This window comes from Geobacillus sp. TFV-3, from assembly GCF_009901865.1.
GTDB lineage: Bacteria > Bacillota > Bacilli > Bacillales > Anoxybacillaceae > Geobacillus > Geobacillus thermoleovorans_A.
On record NZ_MPSP01000001.1, the window covers coordinates 1043227 to 1065821 of the forward strand.

Sequence of the window (22595 nt, forward strand, 5' to 3'; positions counted from 1 at the left end):
GGGAGGAACGACATGAAACAGCCGCTCGATTTACGCCAGTACTCGGTGCGCACGGATTTAGCGATCGAAGCGCATGAGATCGCAGTCGAGGAGCGTTTGCAGCAAAAAAGAGAAAGTGCCGCGCCGATTGAGGGAGTCATGATCCGTGACGAGGAGATCGACGGCGTCAAGCTGTCGCATGTACATGTCACGGAGCAAGGAGCGGCCTCGATCGGCAAAAAACCGGGCCACTACGTGACGATTGAAGCCCAAGGCATCCGCGAACAAAACACCGAGTTGCAGCAAAAAGTGCAGCGCATTTTTTCCGAGCAGCTCAGTGCCTTTTTCAATCGGCTCCGCATTCGGGAACAAGCGAGCTGCCTGATTGTCGGGCTCGGCAACCAAAACGTCACCCCGGATGCGCTCGGGCCGCTCACGGTGGAAAACGTGCTTGTCACCCGTCATTTGTTCCAGCTGCAGCCGGAAAGCGTCGAGGAAGGCTTCCGGCCGGTGAGCGCCCTTGCTCCGGGGGTAATGGGGACGACTGGGATTGAAACGAGCGACATTATTGACGGCGTCGTCCAGAAAACAAAGCCGGATTTTGTCATTGTGATTGACGCCTTGGCTGCCCGCTCGATCGAACGGGTCAACGCGACGATTCAAATTTCTGACACCGGCATCCATCCTGGCTCTGGGGTCGGCAACAAGCGGAAAGAGTTAAGCTATGAAACGCTTGGCATTCCGGTCATTTCGATCGGCGTTCCGACGGTTGTCGATGCGGTCTCCATCACGAGTGACACGATCGATTTCATTTTGAAGCATTTCGGCCGCGAAATGCGCGAAGGGAAACGGCCGTCAAACGCGCTCACTCCGGCGGGCTGGACGTTTGGGCGCAAACGAAAATTGACGGAACAAGACATGCCGTCGCCGCAAGAACGGTCGACGTTTCTTGGCATGGTCGGCACGCTTGGCGATGAAGAAAAGCGGCGCCTCATCTATGAAGTGCTCGCCCCGCTCGGGCATAATTTGATGGTGACTCCAAAAGAGATCGATTCGTTTATCGGCGATATGGCCAACTTATTAGCCGGCGGCTTGAATGCGGCGCTGCATCGGCAAGTCGACCAAGGCAATGTCGGCTCCTACACCCATTAGACAAAAAAACAGTTCTATCTTTTCCCGCTTGGCCATACGTTAAACTGAGGAGACAAGCCGGGAAAGGGTGGGAATATGAAACGATGGCGCTCCCCAAACGTCATGATCGCGATTCCAGGAGCCAGCATAAAGAAACTGTTGATGCTCATCATCCTTGGCTGCATGATGATGTTTATGCTTGTCGGAGCGCTCACATCGCTGCGGCCGGAATACCGTCCGTCGTCATCATCGCTGAACGATATGGCGGCCCATTTTCCGGAAGAGACGTTCATTCGTCTGTTCGCCTTGGAAAATCGATATTTTGCGCAGCTGCTGCCGAAAGATCGGCGGCAGACGAATTACTCATCGTTATTGTTCCGCCTGGCGACGAGCATCAATCCCGATGACCCGCGCAGCCTGCTTGGCAGCGAGTTGCCGGGCTTTGCCCTTTATGACAGCAAAATTCTCATCGCTGGTGAAGGAACGGATTATACGAACATGCCATACGAATCAGCGCCGCCGCTTGAGGCGATGCTTGCGGAGCGGCAAGCCTCGGTCGATGAACTCGAACAAGCAAACAAGAATGAAGATGAAAAACCGGTTCCGCCCCCATCGCAGACGACCGGAGGGAAAAAAGTGGTCTACATTTACAATACCCATACGCATGAGTCGTTTTTGCCGGCGCTCAAAGGGGTCACTGATCCGGATTTGGCGTTTCACCCGACGGTCAACATCACAAAAGTGGGGGAAAAGTTAGCGGAAGAACTGGAAAAGCGCGGAATCGGGGCTGAAGTGAGCAAAATCGACATTGTCAGCGAATTGTTAAAGAAAGGGATGAAATACTCCCAATCGTATGATATGTCTCGTCAAACAGTGATCGCAGCAATGAAGCAAAATCGTGACTTGCACTACTTCATCGATATCCATCGCGATTCGCGGCGGCGGAAATATACGACCGCTACGATCAACGGCGTTGATTATGCGCGTGTCGCATTCATTATTGGGGGAGAAAACGCGACATACGAGAAAAACTTGCAGCTGGCTACCGCGTTGCATCAGTTGCTGCAAAAGAAATATCCAGGGTTGAGCCGCGGGGTGATCGAGAAAAAAGGAGCCGGGACGAACGGCAAGTTTAATCAAGATTTATCGGAAAACGCGATTTTAATTGAAGTCGGCGGTGTTGACAATACGTTTACTGAGTTGTTTCGTTCCGTGTCGGCGCTCGCTGAGGTGTTCAGCGACTATTATTGGCAGGCAGAAAAAGTGGAAGCGCCGGTTCCAGTGGAGAAAAAGTAAAGGGGCGTCACTATGGCAAGATGGTTGATTCGATTTGCTCTAGCGATCTTTCTTCTTTTTTTCGGTGTGTTGTTTGGCATGCAAGAGGCGCATCGCGGCATTGAACGGATGCGCGGTTATGCCGATCCGTCGTTTCCATCCGTCATCGATATGAAAAAAAGGGAAAATGGTGAAGTGGAAGCCGCGGTGTTTGGCCGGCCGATCGTTGCTGAAGATTTAGGAGAAAAGCAAGAAACGATTCGCGAGCTGAAAACGTTCAACTTGTTCTCTAGGCTCGGCCAACTTTTTGCCGATGGCGTCACCGCGCTTATGGAAATGCTGTTTTCGCTCATCGGCCGGGTGTTGGGCTAGCCCGTTCATGTGAGGACGAAACAGGAACGTGCCGTCACAATGGCGGCTTTTTCTTTTGGACGCCGTCTGCCGGCTGGAGTACAAAGTGCTGCGCTTCCCATATTGTCGGTTGTTTTCTTGGCGCGGCTCTGGACGTTTCGTGTTTTTTCCGGAAAGCCCGAACGGCGGCTTGCTTTTCGTTCATCATTGAATCTTCTTCGCGCTGTTGTTATAATCAAAGCTAGTGTAGTTTTGCGAAGAAGCAGGAGTGAGAGACGATGAACCGGGAAGAACGGTTGAAACGACAGGAACGGATCCGCAATTTTTCGATCATCGCCCACATTGACCACGGAAAATCGACGCTGGCGGACCGCATTTTGGAAAAGACGGGAGCGCTGTCGGAGCGTGAATTGCGCGAGCAGACGCTCGATACGATGGAGCTTGAGCGCGAGCGCGGCATCACGATTAAATTGAATGCGGTTCAGTTGACATATAAAGCGAAAAATGGTGAGGAGTATATTTTTCATTTGATCGACACGCCGGGCCACGTCGACTTTACGTACGAAGTATCGCGCAGCTTGGCCGCTTGCGAAGGGGCGATTTTGGTCGTCGATGCAGCGCAAGGCATTGAAGCACAGACGTTGGCGAACGTGTACTTGGCGATCGATAACAATTTGGAAATTTTGCCTGTTATTAATAAAATCGATTTGCCAAGCGCTGAACCGGAGCGGGTGCGTCAAGAAATTGAGGATGTCATCGGTTTGGACGCCTCTGACGCGGTGCTTGCTTCGGCGAAAGTCGGCATCGGCATCGAGGAAATTTTGGAAAAAATCGTCGAAAAAATTCCGGCTCCTTCGGGCGACCCGGATGCGCCGCTCAAGGCGCTCATTTTTGATTCCCTTTATGACCCGTACCGCGGCGTCGTCGCCTACGTCCGCGTCGTCGACGGAACGGTGAAGTCAGGGCAGCGCATTAAAATGATGTCGACCGGCAAAGAGTTTGAAGTGACGGAAGTCGGCGTGTTCACGCCGAAGCAAAAAGTCGTCGACGAATTGACGGTCGGGGATGTCGGCTATTTGACCGCCTCGATTAAAAACGTGAAAGATACGCGCGTCGGCGATACGATCACCGATGCTGAACGGCCGGCCGCCGAGCCGCTCCCGGGCTATCGGAAGCTCAATCCGATGGTGTTTTGCGGGATGTATCCGATCGATACAGCGCGCTACAACGATTTGCGCGAGGCGCTCGAGAAGCTGCAATTGAACGATGCGGCGCTCCACTTTGAGCCGGAAACGTCGCAGGCGCTTGGGTTCGGCTTCCGCTGCGGCTTCCTTGGCTTGCTCCATATGGAAATTATTCAAGAGCGGCTCGAGCGCGAATTTCATATCGATTTGATCACGACCGCGCCGAGCGTCGTTTACAAGGTGTATTTGACCGACGGAACGGAGGTCGACGTCGACAACCCGACGAACATGCCCGACCCGCAAAAAATCGACCGCATTGAAGAGCCGTATGTGAAAGCGACGATCATGGTGCCAAACGACTATGTCGGCCCGGTGATGGAGCTGTGTCAAGGAAAGCGCGGCACGTTTGTCGATATGCAATATTTGGACGAAAAGCGCGTCATGCTCATTTACGATATTCCGCTCTCGGAGATCGTCTACGACTTTTTCGACGCTTTAAAATCGAACACAAAAGGGTACGCGTCATTCGACTATGAATTGATCGGCTACCGGCCGTCCAATCTCGTCAAGATGGATATTTTGTTAAACGGCGAAAAAATCGATGCCTTATCGTTTATCGTCCATCGCGATTCTGCGTACGAGCGCGGCAAAGCGATCGTTGAAAAGCTGAAAGATTTGATTCCACGCCAGCAATTTGAAGTGCCGGTGCAGGCGGCGATCGGCCACAAGGTCATCGCCCGCTCGACGATCAAAGCGTTGCGCAAAAACGTGCTTGCCAAATGTTACGGCGGCGACGTGTCGCGGAAGCGGAAGCTGCTTGAGAAGCAAAAGGAAGGAAAGAAGCGGATGAAACAAATCGGGTCGGTCGAAGTGCCGCAAGAAGCGTTTATGGCCGTCTTGAAAATCGACGACCAGAAGAAATGACAGGCAAGGCTGTCTCCTTGGGGGATGGCCTTGTTTGTTTCCTGCGGCGCCGGCCGGCTGAAAGGAGGGGAATTGATGGCCGTCTCAGCGTATTTTCATATTCCGTTTTGCGCCCATATTTGCCATTATTGCGATTTTAACAAAGTATTCGCCGCCGGCCAGCCGATTGACGACTATTTGCGGGCGATGGACAAAGAAATGGCGTGGACGGCGGCGGAATTTGGCAGTCAACTCAAGACGCTGTTTATCGGCGGCGGCACGCCGACGGTGCTTGAGCCGGCGCAGCTCGGCCGTTTGCTTGCGAGCATCCACCGCCATTTTCAGTTTGACCCACAAACGGCCGAATTTACCGTCGAAGCCAACCCGGACGGCTTGACGAAAGAAAAACTCGCTATTTTGCGCGATGCCGGAGTGAATCGGCTGAGCCTCGGGGCGCAGACGTTTGACGACCAGCTCCTTCAGGCGATCGGCCGCACGCACCGGCGGGGCGACGTCATACGGGCTGTAGCGTTGGCCAGAGAAGTGGGGTTTCAGAACATCAGCATTGATTTAATGTACGGTTTGCCGGGGCAGACGCTTGAGCAGTTTACGGCCGATTTAGAAGCGGCGTTTTCGCTTCATGTGCCGCATCTTTCTGCTTATTCCCTCATTTTGGAGCCAAGGACGATTTTTTATAACGAATGGCGGAAAGGGCGGCTCCGTCTCCCGAGCGAAGAGATGGAAGCTGAGATGTATGAAGCGGCGATGGAGCAGATGGCTGCCGCTGGCTATCGGCAATACGAAATCAGCAACTACGCTTTGCCGGGATTTGAAAGCCGGCACAACTTGACTTACTGGAACAACGAGGAGTACTACGGCATCGGCGCTGGGGCGCACAGCTATATCAACGGGGTGCGGCGGGCGAATATCGGCCCCATCCGGCATTACATCAGCGCGATCGAACGCAGCCAATGGCCGCACCGCGACGTGCGCCGCTTGACCACTCGCGAGCAGATGGAAGAGGAAATGTTTTTAGGGCTGCGCAAAACGGAAGGGGTGTCCAAAGCCTGCTTTCGGCAAAAGTTCGGCCGCGACCTCCACGACATATTTGGCGCGGCGATCCGCCGGGAAATCGAAAACGGACGCCTCGAGGAAACGGTGACTCACATCCGCTTGACAAAACGAGGCAAGCTGCTCGGCAATGAAGTGTTTGCCGCGTTCCTCGGCGAAATGTAAACATTGACATTTGCCGGGCGATTTGCTACCCTAGTAGTAGATTTAGCACTCGAATTGTTCGAGTGCTAACAGAGGTGAGGCACGTGCTAACGGACCGCCAACTGCTGATTTTGCAGGTGATTATCGACGATTTCATTCGTTCTGGGCAGCCTGTCGGTTCGCGGACGTTATCGAAAAAGCATCAAATCGCGTTCAGCTCGGCGACGATCCGCAATGAGATGGCGGATTTGGAGGAGCTCGGCTATATTGAAAAAACGCACATTTCTTCCGGCCGTGTGCCGTCGGAAAAAGGGTACCGCTACTATGTCGACCATTTGCTGCCGCCGCAGCGGCTGACAAGGGCGGACATTCAAAAAATCCGCTCCGTGTTTGCCGAGCGCATCTATGAGCTGGAAAAACTGATGCAAAAGTCGGCGCAAATTTTATCGGAGCTGACGAACTATACATCCATCGCGCTCGGGCCGACGTTTAAAGAAAGCAAACTGAAGCGGATGCAAATCGTTCCGCTCAACGAACAGACAGCCGTCGCCATCGTGGTGACGGACACCGGCCATGTTGAAAACCGGGTCGTGACGATTCCGTCATCGATGGACGCAGGCGACCTCGAAAAAATGGTCAACATTTTCAACGAGCGGTTGAACGGCGTTCCGCTCATTGATTTGAAAGAAAAAATGGAAACGGAAGTGGCCGATGTATTGCGCCGTCACATCCGCAACTACGACAGCGTGCTCAATGCGCTCATGGAGACGCTCGAGGCCCCTGAAGAAGAAAAAGTGTTTTTCGCCGGGAAAGCGAATATGCTCAACCAGCCGGAGTTCAGCGACATCCAAAAAGTGCGCCCGCTTCTGAACATCATTGAGCAAGAAAAAGACATTTATCGCCTGCTCCGCAAGCAAAACCAGAAAGGAGTTCGGGTTTCGATTGGGCATGAAAACGAACTGCGCGGCATGGAAAATTGCAGCTTGATTACGGCGACGTATTCGGTCGGCGATGAACCGCTCGGGGCGATCGCGATTCTTGGTCCAACGCGCATGGAATACTCGCGCGTCATCACGGTCTTAAACCGTGTCGCTTCCGATTTGTCGGCCGCGTTGACGAAATGGTATCAAAGTCAATAAGAATGGCCATATTGGATAACGGATGGATCGCGCATCCATCCTTTCCTTGTGGCCATTGATACATAAAAGGGAAGAGCCCCGGCAGGGAGGTGAACGCAATGGAACAAGGAGAAAAACAAGTGACGGAACAAGCTGCATACGATGAGCCGGAGCGGGAGCAACCGATCGAGGAAGAAGCCGCTCCGCAGCCTGAGGCGGGAGCGGTCGATGTTCCGCTTGAAGAGGCCGGCGTGGAGGAAGCGGCGGAACGAGCTGAAGAGGCGCCGACGGCCAATGAGTTGGCCGCGGCAAAGGCGCAGATCGCCGAATTGGAAGCGAAGCTTTCAGAGATGGAACACCGGTATCTCCGCCTGTACGCCGATTTTGAAAACTTCCGCCGCCGGACGCGCCAGGAGATGGAAGCGGCTGAAAAATACCGCGTCCAAAGCTTGGCGAGCGATTTGCTTCCGGTGCTTGACAACTTTGAACGCGCGTTGAAAATAGAAACGGACAACGAACAGGCGAAATCGATTTTGCAAGGGATGGAAATGGTGTACCGGTCGCTTGTTGACGCCTTGAAGAAAGAAGGCGTCGAGGCGATCGAGGCGGTCGGAAAGCCGTTTGATCCTTATTTGCACCAAGCCGTCATGCAGGCGGAAGCGGAAGGCTATGAGCCGAACACGGTTGTTGAGGAACTGCAAAAAGGTTATAAGCTGAAAGACCGCGTGCTGCGGCCTGCCATGGTCAAAGTAAGCCAATAAACGGAAACGGAGGATGATAGACGATGAGCAAAATTATCGGCATCGACTTAGGAACGACGAACTCTTGCGTCGCCGTGTTAGAAGGCGGCGAAGTGAAAGTCATTCCGAATCCGGAAGGAAACCGTACGACCCCGTCGGTCGTCGCGTTTAAAAACGGCGAACGACTAGTCGGCGAAGTCGCCAAACGGCAAGCGATCACGAACCCGAACACGATCATCTCGATCAAGCGCCATATGGGGACGGATTACAAAGTCGAAATCGAAGGGAAGCAATATACGCCGCAAGAAATTTCGGCGATCATTTTGCAATACTTGAAATCGTACGCCGAAGACTATTTGGGCGAGCCGGTGACGCGTGCGGTCATCACAGTTCCGGCGTATTTCAACGACGCCCAGCGCCAAGCGACGAAAGACGCCGGCCGCATCGCCGGCCTCGAAGTCGAGCGCATCATCAACGAGCCGACGGCCGCGGCGCTTGCTTACGGCCTTGATAAAGAAGAAGACCAAACGATTCTCGTCTATGACTTAGGCGGCGGGACGTTTGACGTCTCGATTTTGGAGCTTGGCGACGGCGTGTTTGAAGTGAAGGCGACGGCCGGCGACAACCATTTGGGCGGCGATGACTTCGACCAAGTGATCATCGATTATTTGGTCAATCAGTTCAAGCAAGAGCACGGCATCGATTTGTCGAAAGACAAAATGGCGCTCCAACGCTTGAAAGATGCGGCGGAAAAAGCGAAAAAAGAACTGTCGGGCGTCACGCAGACGCAAATTTCGCTTCCGTTTATCAGCGCCAATGAAAATGGTCCGCTCCATTTGGAAATGACGTTGACAAGAGCGAAATTTGAAGAGCTGTCCGCCCACCTCGTCGAGCGGACAATGGGGCCGGTCCGCCAGGCGCTTCAAGACGCCGGCTTGACGCCAGCGGATATTGATAAAGTCATTTTGGTCGGCGGTTCGACGCGCATTCCAGCTGTCCAAGAAGCGATCAAGCGCGAGCTTGGCAAAGAGCCGCACAAAGGCGTAAACCCGGACGAAGTCGTTGCCATCGGTGCGGCGATCCAGGGCGGGGTGATCGCCGGCGAAGTGAAAGATGTCGTTCTGCTCGACGTCACGCCGCTTTCGCTTGGCATTGAAACGATGGGCGGCGTATTTACGAAACTGATCGAACGGAACACGACGATCCCGACAAGCAAATCGCAAGTGTTCACAACGGCGGCTGACAATCAAACAACGGTCGACATTCACGTCTTGCAAGGAGAGCGCCCGATGGCGGCGGACAACAAATCGCTCGGCCGCTTTCAGTTAACCGGCATTCCGCCGGCGCCGCGCGGCGTGCCGCAAATTGAAGTGACGTTTGATATTGACGCCAATGGCATCGTTCACGTGCGCGCCAAAGATTTAGGAACGAACAAAGAGCAGTCGATTACGATCAAATCGTCGTCCGGCCTGTCGGAAGAAGAAATTCAGCGCATGATTAAAGAAGCGGAAGAAAACGCCGAAGCCGACCGGAAGCGGAAAGAAGCCGCCGAGTTGCGCAACGAAGCCGACCAGCTCATGTTCATGACCGACAAAACGATCAAAGAAGTCGAAGGAAAAGTAAGCGCCGATGAGATCAAGAAGGCGCAGGATGCGAAAGAGGCGTTGAAAGCGGCGCTTGAGAAAAACGACATCGACGACATCCGCAAGAAAAAGGATGCGCTGCAAGAAGCCGTGCAGCAGCTGTCGATCAAGCTGTATGAACAAGCGGCGAAACAGGCTCAAAGTGCAGGATCGCAAGGCGGCGCTGCCAATAATAAAGACAACGTGGTGGACGCCGAGTTTGAAGAAGTGAACGACGATAAATAATGCAACCGAAAGTCAAAGTCAGGCCTGCCTTGGCTTTGACTTTTTTTCTAGCATTGATATATTGCCTTGCCGCAGAGGGAAATGATAAAATCAAATTTATGTGAGTGAATCGGGAGTGGATGATCAACGATGGCGAAGCGCGATTATTACGAGATTCTCGGCGTCAGCAAAAACGCGACGAAAGACGAGATTAAAAAAGCGTATCGAAAGCTTTCGAAGCAGTATCATCCAGATGTGAACAAAGCCCCGGACGCCGCGGAGAAGTTTAAGGAAATTAAAGAGGCGTACGAAGTGTTAAGCGATGATGAAAAGCGGGCCCGCTACGACCGCTTCGGCCATGCCGATCCGCACGAAACGTTTGGCGGCGGATTCCAAGACGGAGGGTTTGATTTTGGCGGCTTTAGCGGCTTTGGCGGTTTTGACGATATTTTTGAAACGTTTTTCGGCGCTGGTCCGCGCAGGCGGGCGAGCGGTCCGCGCAAAGGGGCGGACGTCGAGTATATGATGACGCTTACGTTTGAAGAAGCGGCGTTCGGTAAAGAAACGGAAATTGAAATTCCGCGGGAAGAGACGTGCGACACGTGCCAAGGCAGCGGAGCGAAACCGGGCACAAGTCCGACGTCTTGTCCGCATTGCCACGGCAGCGGGCACGTGACAAGCGAACAAGCGACGCCATTTGGCCGCATCGTCAACCGCCGGACATGTCCCGTCTGCGGCGGCACGGGCCGGTACATTCCGGAGAAATGCCCAACGTGCGGCGGCACGGGACGCGTCAAACGGCGGAAAAAAATTCACGTCAAAATTCCAGCCGGCGTCGATGACGGCCAGCAGCTGCGCGTCGCCGGCCAAGGGGAGCCAGGGGTCAATGGCGGGCCGCCGGGCGATTTGTACATCATCTTCCGTGTTGAGCCGCACGAGTTTTTCAAACGCGACGGTGACGATATTTATTGCGAAGTGCCGTTGTCGTTCGCCCAGGCGGCGCTCGGCGATGAGATCGAAGTGCCGACGCTCCATGGCCATGTGAAGCTGAAAATCCCGGCCGGCACGCAGACAGGCACGCGCTTCCGCTTGAAGGGAAAAGGGGTGCCGAACGTGCGCGGCTACGGCCAAGGCGATCAGCACGTCATTGTCCGTGTTGTGACGCCGACGAAGCTGACCGAAAAGCAAAAGCAGCTGTTGCGCGAGTTTGATCGGCTCGGCGGAGACACGATGCACGACGGGCCGCACGCCCGTTTTTTTGAGAAAGTCAAAAAGGCGTTTAAAGGAGAAGCGTAAGCGCGATGAAATGGTCAGAAATCAGCATTCATACGACGCATGAGGCGGTCGAGGCGATTTCGAACATTTTGCATGAAGCGGGCGCCGGCGGCGTCGTCATCGAAGATCCATACGATTTGGTCAAAGAACGGGACGACTGGTACGGCGAGATCGTCGAGCTCAACCCGGACGACTACCCAGAAGAAGGGGTGATCATTAAGGCATATTTGCCGGTCAACAGTTTTCTTGGTGAAACGGTCGAACAAATTAAGCAGGCGATTAACAATTTATGGCTGTATGATATCGACCTTGGCAAAAATAAAATTACATTGAGCGAAGTAAACGAAGAGGAATGGGCAACGGCGTGGAAAAAGCATTATCATCCGGTGAAAGTGTCCGAAAAGTTTACGATCGTGCCGACGTGGGAAACGTACGAGCCGGCGTCTAATGATGAGCTGATCATCGAAATGGATCCGGGCATGGCATTTGGAACCGGCACGCATCCGACAACAGTCATGTGTCTGCAGGCGCTCGAAAAGTACGTGCGCCCCGGCGATGACGTCATTGATGTGGGCACCGGCTCCGGTATTTTAAGCATCGCCTCGGCGATGCTTGGCGCTCGGTCGGTGCGGGCGCTCGATTTGGACCCGGTGGCGGTCGACAGCGCGCGGCTGAACGTGAAGCTCAATAAGGTGCAGCATATCGTAACAGTCTCACAAAACAATTTGCTCGATCATATCGAGGAACCGGCTGATGTGATCGTCGCCAATATTTTAGCGGAGATCATTTTGCGCTTTACCGGTGACGCCTACCGGTTGTTAAAGCCAGGCGGCCGCTTCATCACGTCTGGCATCATTCAGGCGAAAAAGCAGAACGTCAAAGACGGGTTGCTTGCCGCCGGCTTTGCCATTGAGGCAATCAACGTGATGGAAGACTGGGTGGCGGTTGTCGCCATGAAACCGTAAGCAAAGAAGGGATGGCTGTGCAGCGCTACTTCGTTCCCGGCCAGGCGCAACAAAGCGGGATCGTCGCGATCAGCGGTGATGATGCCCATCATATCGCCCGCGTCATGCGCATGAAGCCGGGGGATGGGATCATTTGCGTCTTTCCAGACGGGCGCGCGGCGGTGTGTGAAATTCAACAAATTGCCAATGAGCATGTGCAAGCCCGTATTGTACAATGGAAAGAGGAGCGAAACGAGCTGCCGGTGCGCATTTACATCGCCCAAGGGCTGCCGAAAGGCGAAAAGTGGGAGCTCGTCATCCAAAAAGGAACAGAGCTCGGCGCCGCCGGCTTTCTTCCGTTCGAAGCCGCTCGGTCGGTCGTGAAATGGGACGCGAAAAAGGCGGAGAAAAAAGTCGATCGATGGAAAAAAATTGCGAAAGAAGCGGCTGAGCAGGCTGAACGAACGGTGGTGCCGGACGTGCGGGCGCCGCTTTCATTTGTCGAGCTCCTCGCTTTTGGCCAAACGGTCGATGTTCGGCTGTTTGCCTACGAAAAAGAGGCGCGAAACGCCCGGCATGCTGCGCTTCCGGCGCTTCTTTCCCGCCTCCGTCCAGGAGGCGCGTTGCTGGCTGTCTTCGGGCCGGAAGGCGGGTTCAGCCCGGAAGAAGCAGAACAGCTTCAGCAGCACGGCTTTTCTCCGTGCAGCCTTGGGCCGCGCATTTTGCGGACCGAAACAGCTCCGCTCTATTTGCTTTCCGCCGCCTCTTATGAATGGGAACTGCGCGCGCCGAACGGCGAAGCGGAGCGCGCTTAGTGAGCAATATTGACTGTTTCTGATAAAAAGTTCGATCCCGCTGATCCTTAAGCGGGAGGCAAAGTGAGGTGGACAAGATGCCGACAGTGGCTTTTCATACACTAGGCTGCAAAGTCAATCATTACGAAACCGAAGCGATTTGGCAGCTGTTTAAAAAAGCCGGCTACGAGCGAAAAGAGTTTGAAAGCCGTGCGGATGTGTATGTGATCAATACGTGCACGGTGACGAACACCGGCGATAAAAAGAGCCGTCAAGTCATCCGTCGTGCGGTGCGCCGCAATCCGGACGCCGTCGTCTGCGTGACCGGCTGCTATGCGCAAACATCGCCGGCTGAGGTCATGGCCATTCCGGGCGTTGATATTGTCATCGGCACGCAAGACCGGCATAAAATTTTGGATTACATCGAGCAGTTCCAGCGCGAGCGCCAGCCGATCAACGCTGTTCACAACATTATGAAAACGCGCGTTTTTGAGGAGATGGATGTGCCGGAATTCACTGATCGGACGAGGGCGTCGCTTAAGATCCAAGAAGGATGCAACAACTTCTGCACGTTTTGCATCATCCCGTGGGCGCGCGGCTTAATGCGCTCACGCGATCCGCAGGAAATCATCCGCCAAGCGCGCCAGCTGGTTGCCGCCGGCTATAAAGAAATCGTTCTGACCGGCATTCATACAGGCGGTTATGGCACCGATCTGAAAGACTATAACTTTGCGTCCTTGTTGCGCGACTTGGACGAGCAAGTGCCGGGGCTGAAGCGGCTCCGCATTTCGTCGATTGAGGCGAGCCAAATTACCGATGAAGTGATCGATGTTTTGAAGCGTTCGGACAAAATCGTCCGCCATTTGCACATTCCGCTCCAGTCTGGGTCGAATACGGTGCTCAAGCGGATGCGCCGCAAATATACCGTGGAATTTTACGCGGAGCGGCTCGCCCGGTTGCGTGAAGTGTTTCCAGAGCTGGCGGTGACTTCTGACGTCATCGTCGGCTTCCCAGGCGAGACGGAAGACGAATTTATGGAGACGTACAACTTTATTCGTGAACAACGGTTTTCCGAGTTGCATGTCTTTCCTTATTCGAAGCGGACCGGCACGCCGGCGGCGCGCATGCCGAACCAAATCGATGAAGAAACGAAGCATGACCGCGTCCGCCGCTTGATCGCTCTGTCCGACCAATTGGCGAAAGAGTACGCTTCCCGTTTTGAAGGGCAAGTGCTCGAAGTCATTCCGGAAGAGCGCGACAAAGAGCGGCCGGATTTGTACGTCGGCTATACAGACAACTATTTGAAAGTCCGCTTCCCGGCAACCGAGGAAATGGTCGGTGAACTTGTCAAAGTGAAGATTACGAAAGCTGGCTATCCGTACAATGAAGGAGAGTTCGTCCGGGTTGTGCCGGATGAAATGGCCCGTTCGGTCAAATGGAGCTCATAACTCAGTCTATATAGATGCAACGAAAACGTTTAACATATCCTTGGCGGAGAAGCCGTTTATTTTTTCGACTGTCGAGGCAAGCCGTAGGCTCGCCCCCGTCACGTCTAGACGTGACGGAAGACCGAACAACTACTAGCTTCACAGACCCATACATCGGTCTGTGAAGCGGCGTTGTTCGGTCTCCCGACAGTCGCGAAAGTTGCAAATGGTAAAGCTTCAAATTGCATCTATATAGTTGCTGGGTTTTTTCTGTCTTTTTCCGGAGACAATACGGATGGCTAGGCTAGTTTTTGTCGAGGGAGCATGGTATGATGGTAGACGTCAGACCTCCCATCTTGACGGAAATGGCAGAAAGGGGTTTCTCCGAATGACGATGAATATCGCGAAAATGATCGATCATACGCTGCTCAAACCGGAAGCGACGGAACAACAAATCGTGCAACTGTGCACGGAAGCAAAGCAATATGGCTTTGCTTCCGTGTGCGTCAACCCAACGTGGGTGAAAACGGCGGCGCGCGAGCTTTCCGGCACGGATGTCCGCGTCTGCACGGTCATCGGCTTTCCGCTTGGGGCAACGACGCCGGAAACAAAGGCGTTTGAAACAACGAACGCCATCGAAAACGGCGCTCGCGAAGTCGATATGGTGATCAACATCGGCGCGTTAAAAAGTGGACAAGACGAGCTTGTCGAGCGCGACATTCGTGCGGTTGTCGAAGCGGCGGCTGGCAGGTCGCTTGTCAAAGTGATCATTGAAACGGCGCTTTTGACCGATGAGGAAAAAGTGCGCGCCTGCCAGCTCGCAGTGAAAGCCGGCGCTGATTATGTGAAAACGTCGACCGGGTTTTCGGGCGGAGGTGCGACGGTGGAGGATGTGGCGCTGATGCGGAAAACGGTCGGCGACAGAGCAGGCGTCAAAGCATCAGGCGGCGTCCGCGACTGGAAAACCGCTGAGGCGATGATCAACGCCGGCGCGACGCGCATCGGCACAAGCTCTGGGGTGGCGATCGTCACCGGCAGGACGGGCCGCGCTGACTACTAAGCCCGGTTTCGGTCATGCAAAAACAGAATGACCTTTTCGATGGCGCCGACAAATGGAAGAGCCGCCACTGAGCAAATGACGTTGAACAAGACACTCACATGAGCGAGCTGCACATCAGGCGCTGGGCTGAGCCTAGCAGCAAAACTGGCGAGCGGCTCGGTCCAAAAGGCGAACAAAGCGGCGCCGACGACGTTCAGCCATAGATGGGTGTAGGCGGTCAGCTGGGCCTCTTTGCTGGAGCCGATCGAAGCCAAAAGTCCAGTGATGCACGTACCGATGTTGGCGCCAAGCAACAGAGCAATCGCCGCGGACAGCGTCAACAGCTGTTCGTTTAAAAATCCCATGGCGATGCCGATCGTTGCCGCGCTCGAGTGGACGAGAGCGGTGAGGACGATGCCGGCAAGAAGGCCGACAGCGACGGATCGGTTCGTTTCTTTAAGCCATGCATCAACGAACGGATAGGCGGCAAGCGGTTTAGCGAGGCTGCCAAAGCCGTCCATGGCAAACATCACAGCGGCGAGGCCGACAGTGGTCATGCCGATGCCGAGAACAAGGCGATGGCGGCCGAAAAAAACAAGCAGCGTGCCGCTGACAAGAAGTGGGATGGCGCCATCGCCGATATCAAGCGTCATCAGCTCGGTCGTGACCGTCGAGCCGATATTGCTGCCTAAAATGATGCCGATCGATTGGCGGAACGACAAGTAGCCGGCGGCGACAAGGCCGACCGTCATCACCATCACCGCTGAGCTGCTTTGCAAAAGAGCGGTCGTCGCCAAACCGGCGGCAAATCCTTGCAGCGGCGTGGCGGTAAAGCGCATGAGCCACCGTTTTAACCGATGGGCGGACAACGTGTAAAGCCCAGCTTTCATCATAAACATGCCAAGAAGAAACAAAGCGGTGTAAATGGCAAACAGCATCAGAAACGACCCCATGGGTGATCCCCCTTTCACCCTATATGTATGGGCCTTGTCCGCGGGTGATGACCGTTTTTTCAGCGCGGGGAAGAAGGGGCCAGCAGGACGCCGCTGCTTTTTTTATTGACCTTTTCTGTCGGCATGTATTATAATTGACAAGTACAATATGCAATGGTTGTTGTTCGGAGGGAGGGAAGCAGGATGTCCAAAACGATCGTTCGCAAAAATGAGTCGATCGACGACGCTCTTCGTCGCTTTAAGCGTGCCGTTTCGAAAACGGGCACTTTGCAAGAAGTGAGAAAGCGCGAATTTTATGAAAAGCCAAGCGTCAGACGGAAGAAAAAATCTGAGGCGGCTAGAAAGCGCAAGCACTAAGAGCATGCATTAAAGAGGGTGTATAATCGGTGAGTCTTCTCGATCGTTTGAATGACGATATGAAGCAGGCGATGAAAAACAAGGAGAAAGAAAAACTGTCTGTTCTCCGGATGCTGAAAGCGGCGCTGCAAAACGAAGCGATCAAGCTCGGCAAAAGCCCGCTCTCGGAAGACGAAGAGCTGACGGTTCTTTCTCGCGAACTGAAACAGCGTAAAGACTCCCTCCAAGAATTTGAAAACGCTGGCCGTTCAGATCTTGTCGAAAAAGTGAAAACCGAAATTGAAATTGTTCAATCGTATATGCCAACGCCGCTGACAGAGGACGAGCTGCGCGAATTGATCGAGCAGACGATCAAGGAAGTCGGCGCCTCTTCGAAAGCGGATATGGGAAAAGTGATGGGCGCGATCATGCCGAAAGTGAAAGGAAGAGCGGATGGTTCGCTCGTCAACAAACTTGTCCAACAACAGCTGTCATAAATGCAATGGGCCTTGCCGGCAGGCGGGCCCGTTGTTTTTGAAAAGCGGTGCTAGAACCCCTTTTGTCTCATACATATGAGATGAAAGGGGGTTCTTTTGGATGGTGAAAAAATGGCGCCAGCAGGTGAAGCGGTGGATGGCGGAAAAGCTTGAACTTCCCGCCGACATTATGATGGACCTGCCCCGCATTACGATGGTTGGGCACATACATATTTACATTGAAAACCACCGCGGGCTGCTCGCGTTCAGCGATAAAGAGCTCCGCCTTTTGCTGCGGAACGGACAGCTCGTCGTCCGCGGCGAACAGTTTGTGATTAAAACGATTTTGCCGGAGGAAATTTTGTTGGAAGGAAAAATCAGACAAATCGTTTATATAGATGAATAGCGAGGAGGAACGGAGATGAAAAACGAATGGGTCGACACGCTCGCCGGCAGCGTGCGGGTCAAAGCGAGAGGGAAAGGGGTCGAACGGTTGATCAACAGCTGCGTCCGCCAAGGGATTGTCGTCTGGAACGTGAAAAAGCATAGCGCGGATACCGCGACGTTTTTCATTAAGCTCAGCGACGTGAAACGGCTGCGCCATGTCGCCCGGCAAAGCGAATGCAAACTTTCGTTTGTCGGGAGAACCGGGCTGCCGTTTTTTTGGCGGCGAGCCTGGCAGAACAGCGGGTTTTGGCTCGGGTTGTTCCTTTTTATAGCGATTGTGTTTTTGCTTTCGAACATTGTTTGGAAGATCGAAATCAAAGGGGCGGCTCCAGAGACGGAGCATCAAATTGCCCGCGAGTTGAAGCGAATGGGAGTCGAGCGCGGCGCATTTCAGTTTCTGCTTGATGATCCGGAGACGCTGCAAAAAAAGCTGACGGAACGCGTTCCGGACATCACGTGGGTCGGCGTTGAGTGGAAAGGGACGTCGCTTCACTTCCGCGTCGTTGAAAAAGAGATTCCGGAGCCGAAAAAACCGATTCCGCCGCGTCACCTCGTGGCAAAAAAAGAGGCGGTCATCGCTGATTTGTTCGTTGAAGAGGGACAACCGCTCGTTTCCGTCAACGACTATGTGCAAAAAGGCCAGCTGCTTGTTTCTGGCATTATCGGTGCTGAAGGGAGGACAAAGTTTGTGCCGGCGTCAGGGAAAGTGTTTGGCGAAACATGGTACAAGTCTACGGTCGTCCTGCCGCTCGAGACGACGTTTCATGTGTTGACCGGCAAGTTCACCGAACGGCATTATGTCGGAATCGGGCGCCTTTTGATCCCCGTTTGGGGATGGAAGAAGCCGGTGTTCGCTCATACCATCGTGGAGACAGAAAAACGGCCGTTTCGTTTTTGGAAATGGGACTTGCCGCTCTATTACGAGCGCACCACGATCCGCGAGGCGGAAGAAGTGAAGCGGCGCTATACGTGGGAAGAAGCGTTCGCGGAAGCGAAAGAGATCGCCCGCCGCGAACTGCGGGCGAAATTGCCGGAGGAGGCGGCCATTCGCAGCGAAAAAATTTTGCATCAGGCGAAAGAGAATGGTAAAGTAAGGGTAGAATTGCATTACGAAGTGATCGAAAATATTGCTGTACCACAACCCATCGTCCAAGGAGATTGAGAATGTCAGAGCAGTTCGTTACGATCAGCCAACATGTGCGAAATCCGCAGGAAGCGGCGGCGCTCTTTGGCGTTCATGACATCCATTTAAAGCGGATCGAGGAAGAGCTCGGCGTGTCGATTGTGACGCGCGGGGAAACGGTCAACGTCTCCGGCGCGCCGCAGCAAGTTCAGCTTGTTGATGAATTGCTTCGCCATTTATTGGTCGTCATTCGCAAAGGGGCGGCGGTCAGTGAGCGCGACGTTCTTTACGCCATTCAGCTTGCAAAAAAAGGAGCGCTTGACGGCCTTGTTCAGCTGTACGACGAGGAGATTACAAAAAACGCCAAAGGGAAGCCGATCCGCGTCAAAACGTTGGGCCAGCGCTATTATGTTGCAGCAATTGAACAGTACGACTTGACGTTCGGCATCGGCCCAGCCGGTACCGGAAAAACGTATTTGGCGGTCGTCATGGCGGTCAAGGCGTTAAAAAATGGCAGCGTCAAGCGCATCGTTTTGACTCGTCCGGCTGTTGAGGCCGGAGAAAGCCTCGGCTTTTTGCCAGGCGACTTAAAAGAGAAGGTTGACCCGTATTTGCGCCCGCTGTATGATGCCTTAAACGATGTGTTGGGAGCGGAGTATACGCAGCGGTTGATTGAGCGCGGCACGATTGAAATCGCCCCACTCGCCTACATGCGCGGCCGGACGCTGGAGGATGCGTTCGTCATCCTTGACGAGGCGCAAAATACGACGCCAGCGCAAATGAAAATGTTTTTGACCCGGCTCGGCTTCGGCTCGAAGATGGTCATTACCGGCGATATTTCCCAAGTCGACTTGCCGAAGGGTGTCGAATCAGGGCTTTCGGTCGCCAAGCGCATTTTGGCCTCCATTGGCGGCATCGCCTTTGTGTTTTTGGAACAGTCGGATGTCGTTCGCCATCCGCTCGTCGCGAAAATTATTGACGCCTATGATGAGGCGGGCTTATAGAACAAGAGCGACGGGATCGGTCTTTTCTTGCAAAGCGAGGGGAAAACCGGTGGGAAGGTTTCGTTTTTTTCTTGAGCGGACAAAAACAGTCCGCTTTGTCCGCTTTTGGCTGTTTTTGCTTTTGGCCGTTCTGTTGTTTGCTGTTTTGTATTGGCAAGTGAAGCCTCGCCAGTATGAGCTGCGTCTGTTTGACGTGGCTAAGGAAACGATCCGTTCGCCGGTGACGGTCGAGGACAAAGAGGCGACCGCCAAGCTGAAAGAAGAGGCGGCGGCGAAAGTAGCAGATGTCTATACGTTAAAAAAAGAATATGCCGAAAATCGGGTCGAGCTTCTTTCCTCGCTGTTTGCCGCGATAGAAAGCGTGCAGCACGAGGCGGATCCGGACCGCCCGCTCGGCGATATGATCGCCAAACTTGAGGAACGGCTGCCGCCGGAATGGCTTGCCTATTTGTCTGCCGCTGAATGGCAACGGCTGCTTGCCGCCTCGCCGGAGGAGCTCAAGACGGCGAAGGAAGCTGCCTTGACCGCGGTGCATGCCGTCATGAGCGAGCGCATTTCCCAAGCGGAACTTGACACGGCACGGGCGGAAGCGGCCAAAGAGCTTGAATACGCTGTGCTGTCGCCGCCGCTTCGCGAGGCGGTCGCGAAGCTTTCCCGACAGGCGGTCATTCCGAACGTCGTCTACGATCGGGCGGCGACGGAAGAAAAACGGCGGCAGGCGATGGATGAAGTGAAGCCGGTGAAAATTTTGCAAGGGCAAGTGATCGTCGAGGAAGGACAGTTTATTACGAATGATGTTTACCGCCGGCTCGAGCTGGTCGGCTTGCTTGGGAGCGGGCGTCCGTCTTGGACCGCCGCTGGGCTTTTGGTGTTCGTTTTGTTGTTGCTTGCTCCGCTCATTTACTATTTTCGGACGGAAACGACGAATGAAAAGCTGTCGCTTTATACAGCCATTTTTACGTTGATGATGACGACAATGGCGCTCATTCGCCTTCTTCCATCCAGCGGCGCTGTTTCCATCGGTTGCCTTGTGCCAGCAGCGTTCGGGCCGATGCTCGTCCGCATTTTGCTCGGAGAGCGGCTCGCGATGATGACGGCTATCATCGGAGCAGTGTGCGGCAGTTTGCTGTTCAATGAGGAAATAGGAACGGCCGGCGCGGTGTCGGTGTCGTTGATCGTTTACTTTCTTGCCGGCGGTCTGGCCGGAACGTTTTGTCTGCCAAAGGAGCTGGCGAAAGCGAACATTTGGCGGGCCGGCGTGTTTGTCGCCGCGGTCAATATCGTTTCGCTTTTTTCGCTGTTGCTGTTAAAAAACGGTCGCTATTCGCCGACGGAAATCGGCTTGTTGGTGCTGATGGCCGCGGCCTCAGGGGTTTTTTCTGCCATTTTGACGATCGGTCTCTTGCCGGTGTTGGAGGCGGCGTTTGGCATTTTGTCGCCGCTTCGGCTCATTGAACTATCCAATCCGAACCACCCGCTCTTGCGCAAGCTGCTCACTGAAGCGCCGGGGACGTACCATCATAGCATTATGGTCGCCAATTTGGCCGAAGCGGCGTGCGAGGCGATCGGCGCCGACGGCTTGCTGGCGCGCGTCGCCTGCTACTACCATGACATCGGCAAGACGAAGCGGCCGCGCTATTTCATCGAAAATCAAATAGGCGGCAATCCGCATGACCATTTGTCGCCGCAGTTGAGCAAAAATATTATTATCGCCCATGTCGCCGACGGCGTCGCTTTGCTGCGCAAGCACCGGTTGCCGAAAGAGATCATCGACATCGCCGAACAGCACCACGGCACGACGCTGCTGAAGTATTTTTATCATAAGGTGCGCGAGCAAACCGAGTTTGTCTCGGAAGCGGAGTTTCGTTATCCTGGGCCGAAGCCGCAGACGAAAGAAGCGGCGGTCATCAACATCGCCGACAGCGTCGAAGCGGCTGTTCGCTCGCTGTCCAACCCGTCGCCGGAAAAAATCGAGAAGGTCGTTCGGTCGATCATCGCTGATCGCTTGCAGGACAACCAGCTGAACGAGTGCGACATTACGCTGAAGGAGCTGGAACTCGTCGCCCGTTCGCTTTGCGAGACTTTAAACGGCGTCTTCCATTCGCGCATCGAATACCCAGAAGTACGAAAGGAAAAGGTGAAGCATGCATGACCATTCACATTGATTTTCTAGATGAAACAAACGAGGTGACCGCTGAGCAAATCGAGACGATCGAGCGGCTGCTCGCCGAGGCGGCCGCCCTTGAAAACGTGCCGGACGGAGCGGAGGTGAGCGTCACATTTGTGGACAACGAACGCATCCGCGCGATGAATCGCGACTATCGCGGCAAAGATGCGCCGACCGATGTGCTTTCGTTTGCTCTTGAGGAGGAAGGGGAAGAAGAGGTTCACATCGTCGGTGCTGATATGCCGCCGGTTCTCGGCGATATCGTCATTTCGATTCCGAAGGCGAAAGAGCAGGCGGCAGCCTATGGGCATTCGTTTATGCGCGAGCTCGGTTTTTTGGCTGTGCACGGTTTCTTGCACCTGCTTGGTTACGATCATGGGACAGAAGAGGAAGAGCGCGTCATGTTCGCCAAGCAGGAAGATATCTTGGCGAGGTTCGGGTTGACAAGATAATGCGCGGCAAACGAGAGCGAGACCGGTTTGCTTGGGCATGGGCGGGAATGAAGGCGGCGGTGAAAGAGGAAGCTCATTTGCGCTTCCACTTGTCGGCTGCTGTTGTCGCCTTTGCCGCCGGGTGGGTCGTTGGGCTGTCGCGCTGGGAGTGGATCGTGCTGCTCATGGCGGTCGGCACGGTCATTGTGCTTGAGCTCGTCAACACGGCTATTGAGCGCGCCGTCGATTTGGCGACGGGTGAGTTTCATCCGTTGGCGAAAGCGGCGAAAGACATCGCTGCCGCGGCGGTGCTCGCGGCGGCCGGATTTGCGGTTGTGATCGGCCTTTTGTTGTTTTGGCCGCATCTTCGCTAAACAAACGGGATAGAAAATTCTAATTTTTCTGTTACATTTTGATTTCAAATGATGAAATGGAT

At 54.2% G+C, this 22595-nt stretch carries 23 protein-coding genes; 22 read left to right on the forward strand and 1 reads right to left on the reverse strand.

Annotated features, from left to right (window positions below; all coding sequences use genetic code 11):
- Nucleotides 1-12: 12 nt before the first annotated feature.
- The 14 genes from gpr to deoC all read left to right on the forward strand — a co-directional run bounded on the left by gpr (nucleotide 13) and on the right by deoC (nucleotide 15243).
- Nucleotides 13-1131: a GPR endopeptidase gene (gpr, locus tag BJQ97_RS05260; protein ID WP_160155778.1), complete on the forward strand. Its 1119-nt coding sequence runs from the start codon at nucleotides 13-15 to the stop codon at nucleotides 1129-1131.
- Nucleotides 1132-1206: 75 nt separating this feature from the next.
- Entirely contained in the window at nucleotides 1207-2406 is a 1200-nt protein-coding gene (gene spoIIP / locus BJQ97_RS05265; RefSeq protein WP_160155779.1) for a stage II sporulation protein P, read from the forward strand.
- A gap of 12 nt (nucleotides 2407-2418) precedes the next feature.
- Nucleotides 2419-2757, forward strand: coding sequence for a YqxA family protein (locus tag BJQ97_RS05270; protein WP_160155780.1), 339 nt, complete (start codon nucleotides 2419-2421; stop codon nucleotides 2755-2757).
- A 28-nt stretch (nucleotides 2758-2785) separates the two neighbouring features.
- Nucleotides 2786-2947 (forward strand): hypothetical protein, encoded by a 162-nt coding sequence (locus tag BJQ97_RS05275; protein WP_160155781.1) that lies wholly within the window; start codon nucleotides 2786-2788, stop codon nucleotides 2945-2947.
- Between the two features lie 67 nt (nucleotides 2948-3014).
- Nucleotides 3015-4844 (forward strand): translation elongation factor 4, encoded by a 1830-nt coding sequence (gene lepA / locus BJQ97_RS05280; RefSeq protein WP_160155782.1) that lies wholly within the window; start codon nucleotides 3015-3017, stop codon nucleotides 4842-4844.
- 75 nt (nucleotides 4845-4919) lie between these two features.
- On the forward strand, nucleotides 4920-6059 hold the full coding sequence (hemW, locus tag BJQ97_RS05285; protein WP_160155783.1) for a radical SAM family heme chaperone HemW: 1140 nt from the start codon (nucleotides 4920-4922) through the stop codon (nucleotides 6057-6059).
- 83 nt (nucleotides 6060-6142) lie between these two features.
- Entirely contained in the window at nucleotides 6143-7177 is a 1035-nt protein-coding gene (hrcA, locus tag BJQ97_RS05290) for a heat-inducible transcriptional repressor HrcA (RefSeq protein ID WP_160155784.1), read from the forward strand.
- Between the two features lie 98 nt (nucleotides 7178-7275).
- Entirely contained in the window at nucleotides 7276-7917 is a 642-nt protein-coding gene (gene grpE, locus BJQ97_RS05295) for a nucleotide exchange factor GrpE (RefSeq protein ID WP_160155785.1), read from the forward strand.
- A gap of 23 nt (nucleotides 7918-7940) precedes the next feature.
- Nucleotides 7941-9764, forward strand: coding sequence for a molecular chaperone DnaK (gene dnaK / locus BJQ97_RS05300; RefSeq protein ID WP_160155786.1), 1824 nt, complete (start codon nucleotides 7941-7943; stop codon nucleotides 9762-9764).
- 129 nt (nucleotides 9765-9893) lie between these two features.
- Nucleotides 9894-11039 carry a molecular chaperone DnaJ gene (gene dnaJ, locus BJQ97_RS05305; RefSeq protein ID WP_160155787.1) on the forward strand — a complete coding sequence of 382 codons (1146 nt, stop codon included), beginning with the start codon at nucleotides 9894-9896 and terminating at the stop codon, nucleotides 11037-11039.
- A 5-nt stretch (nucleotides 11040-11044) separates the two neighbouring features.
- Nucleotides 11045-11983, forward strand: coding sequence for a 50S ribosomal protein L11 methyltransferase (prmA, locus tag BJQ97_RS05310; protein WP_160155788.1), 939 nt, complete (start codon nucleotides 11045-11047; stop codon nucleotides 11981-11983).
- Between the two features lie 17 nt (nucleotides 11984-12000).
- The gene (locus tag BJQ97_RS05315; RefSeq protein ID WP_160155789.1) at nucleotides 12001-12777 is read left to right on the forward strand and encodes a 16S rRNA (uracil(1498)-N(3))-methyltransferase; all 777 of its coding nucleotides are present in this window, start codon (nucleotides 12001-12003) and stop codon (nucleotides 12775-12777) included.
- Nucleotides 12778-12854: 77 nt separating this feature from the next.
- Nucleotides 12855-14204 (forward strand): tRNA (N(6)-L-threonylcarbamoyladenosine(37)-C(2))-methylthiotransferase MtaB, encoded by a 1350-nt coding sequence (mtaB, locus tag BJQ97_RS05320; RefSeq protein ID WP_160157542.1) that lies wholly within the window; start codon nucleotides 12855-12857, stop codon nucleotides 14202-14204.
- A 367-nt stretch (nucleotides 14205-14571) separates the two neighbouring features.
- Complete coding sequence (deoC, locus tag BJQ97_RS05325) at nucleotides 14572-15243, forward strand: deoxyribose-phosphate aldolase (RefSeq protein WP_044730792.1); 672 nt, start codon at nucleotides 14572-14574, stop codon at nucleotides 15241-15243.
- Here the strand turns inward: deoC and BJQ97_RS05330 are convergent.
- Nucleotides 15240-16175: a Na/Pi symporter gene (locus tag BJQ97_RS05330; protein WP_160155790.1), complete on the reverse strand. Its 936-nt coding sequence runs from the start codon at nucleotides 16173-16175 to the stop codon at nucleotides 15240-15242. The genes deoC and BJQ97_RS05330 overlap by 4 nt on opposite strands.
- 183 nt (nucleotides 16176-16358) lie before the next feature.
- Here BJQ97_RS05330 and rpsU point away from each other — a divergent pair, with 183 nt between their 5' ends.
- From rpsU to BJQ97_RS05370, 8 genes are all read left to right on the forward strand, one after another.
- The gene (gene rpsU / locus BJQ97_RS05335) at nucleotides 16359-16532 is read left to right on the forward strand and encodes a 30S ribosomal protein S21 (protein WP_008879912.1); all 174 of its coding nucleotides are present in this window, start codon (nucleotides 16359-16361) and stop codon (nucleotides 16530-16532) included.
- A 29-nt stretch (nucleotides 16533-16561) separates the two neighbouring features.
- Nucleotides 16562-17008 carry a GatB/YqeY domain-containing protein gene (locus tag BJQ97_RS05340; RefSeq protein ID WP_011231976.1) on the forward strand — a complete coding sequence of 149 codons (447 nt, stop codon included), beginning with the start codon at nucleotides 16562-16564 and terminating at the stop codon, nucleotides 17006-17008.
- A gap of 100 nt (nucleotides 17009-17108) precedes the next feature.
- Entirely contained in the window at nucleotides 17109-17393 is a 285-nt protein-coding gene (gene yqfC, locus BJQ97_RS05345) for a sporulation protein YqfC (RefSeq protein WP_160155791.1), read from the forward strand.
- Nucleotides 17394-17408: 15 nt separating this feature from the next.
- Nucleotides 17409-18596 (forward strand): sporulation protein YqfD, encoded by a 1188-nt coding sequence (yqfD, locus tag BJQ97_RS05350; RefSeq protein WP_160155792.1) that lies wholly within the window; start codon nucleotides 17409-17411, stop codon nucleotides 18594-18596.
- Nucleotides 18597-18598: 2 nt separating this feature from the next.
- Nucleotides 18599-19561, forward strand: coding sequence for a PhoH family protein (locus BJQ97_RS05355; RefSeq protein WP_160155793.1), 963 nt, complete (start codon nucleotides 18599-18601; stop codon nucleotides 19559-19561).
- A 49-nt stretch (nucleotides 19562-19610) separates the two neighbouring features.
- Complete coding sequence (locus tag BJQ97_RS05360) at nucleotides 19611-21713, forward strand: HD family phosphohydrolase (protein ID WP_160155794.1); 2103 nt, start codon at nucleotides 19611-19613, stop codon at nucleotides 21711-21713.
- Nucleotides 21710-22180, forward strand: a complete 471-nt coding sequence (gene ybeY, locus BJQ97_RS05365; RefSeq protein ID WP_011231971.1) for an rRNA maturation RNase YbeY — start codon at nucleotides 21710-21712, stop codon at nucleotides 22178-22180. Before BJQ97_RS05360 ends, ybeY begins: the two co-directional genes overlap by 4 nt.
- Nucleotides 22180-22533: a diacylglycerol kinase family protein gene (locus BJQ97_RS05370; RefSeq protein ID WP_044730799.1), complete on the forward strand. Its 354-nt coding sequence runs from the start codon at nucleotides 22180-22182 to the stop codon at nucleotides 22531-22533. Before ybeY ends, BJQ97_RS05370 begins: the two co-directional genes overlap by 1 nt.
- Nucleotides 22534-22595 lie beyond the last annotated feature (62 nt).

Coding starts and splice junctions, on each gene's coding strand:
- gpr (WP_160155778.1), top strand. CDS start 13: ATGAAACAGCCGCTCGATTTACGCCAGTACTCGGTGCGCACGGATTTA.
- spoIIP (WP_160155779.1), top strand. CDS start 1,207: ATGAAACGATGGCGCTCCCCAAACGTCATGATCGCGATTCCAGGAGCC.
- BJQ97_RS05270 (WP_160155780.1), top strand. CDS start 2,419: ATGGCAAGATGGTTGATTCGATTTGCTCTAGCGATCTTTCTTCTTTTT.
- lepA (WP_160155782.1), top strand. CDS start 3,015: ATGAACCGGGAAGAACGGTTGAAACGACAGGAACGGATCCGCAATTTT.
- hemW (WP_160155783.1), top strand. CDS start 4,920: ATGGCCGTCTCAGCGTATTTTCATATTCCGTTTTGCGCCCATATTTGC.
- grpE (WP_160155785.1), top strand. CDS start 7,276: ATGGAACAAGGAGAAAAACAAGTGACGGAACAAGCTGCATACGATGAG.
- dnaK (WP_160155786.1), top strand. CDS start 7,941: ATGAGCAAAATTATCGGCATCGACTTAGGAACGACGAACTCTTGCGTC.
- dnaJ (WP_160155787.1), top strand. CDS start 9,894: ATGGCGAAGCGCGATTATTACGAGATTCTCGGCGTCAGCAAAAACGCG.
- prmA (WP_160155788.1), top strand. CDS start 11,045: ATGAAATGGTCAGAAATCAGCATTCATACGACGCATGAGGCGGTCGAG.
- mtaB (WP_160157542.1), top strand. CDS start 12,855: ATGCCGACAGTGGCTTTTCATACACTAGGCTGCAAAGTCAATCATTAC.
- deoC (WP_044730792.1), top strand. CDS start 14,572: ATGACGATGAATATCGCGAAAATGATCGATCATACGCTGCTCAAACCG.
- BJQ97_RS05330 (WP_160155790.1), bottom strand. CDS start 16,175: ATGGGGTCGTTTCTGATGCTGTTTGCCATTTACACCGCTTTGTTTCTT.
- rpsU (WP_008879912.1), top strand. CDS start 16,359: ATGTCCAAAACGATCGTTCGCAAAAATGAGTCGATCGACGACGCTCTT.
- yqfC (WP_160155791.1), top strand. CDS start 17,109: ATGGTGAAAAAATGGCGCCAGCAGGTGAAGCGGTGGATGGCGGAAAAG.
- yqfD (WP_160155792.1), top strand. CDS start 17,409: ATGAAAAACGAATGGGTCGACACGCTCGCCGGCAGCGTGCGGGTCAAA.
- BJQ97_RS05355 (WP_160155793.1), top strand. CDS start 18,599: ATGTCAGAGCAGTTCGTTACGATCAGCCAACATGTGCGAAATCCGCAG.
- ybeY (WP_011231971.1), top strand. CDS start 21,710: ATGACCATTCACATTGATTTTCTAGATGAAACAAACGAGGTGACCGCT.
- BJQ97_RS05370 (WP_044730799.1), top strand. CDS start 22,180: ATGCGCGGCAAACGAGAGCGAGACCGGTTTGCTTGGGCATGGGCGGGA.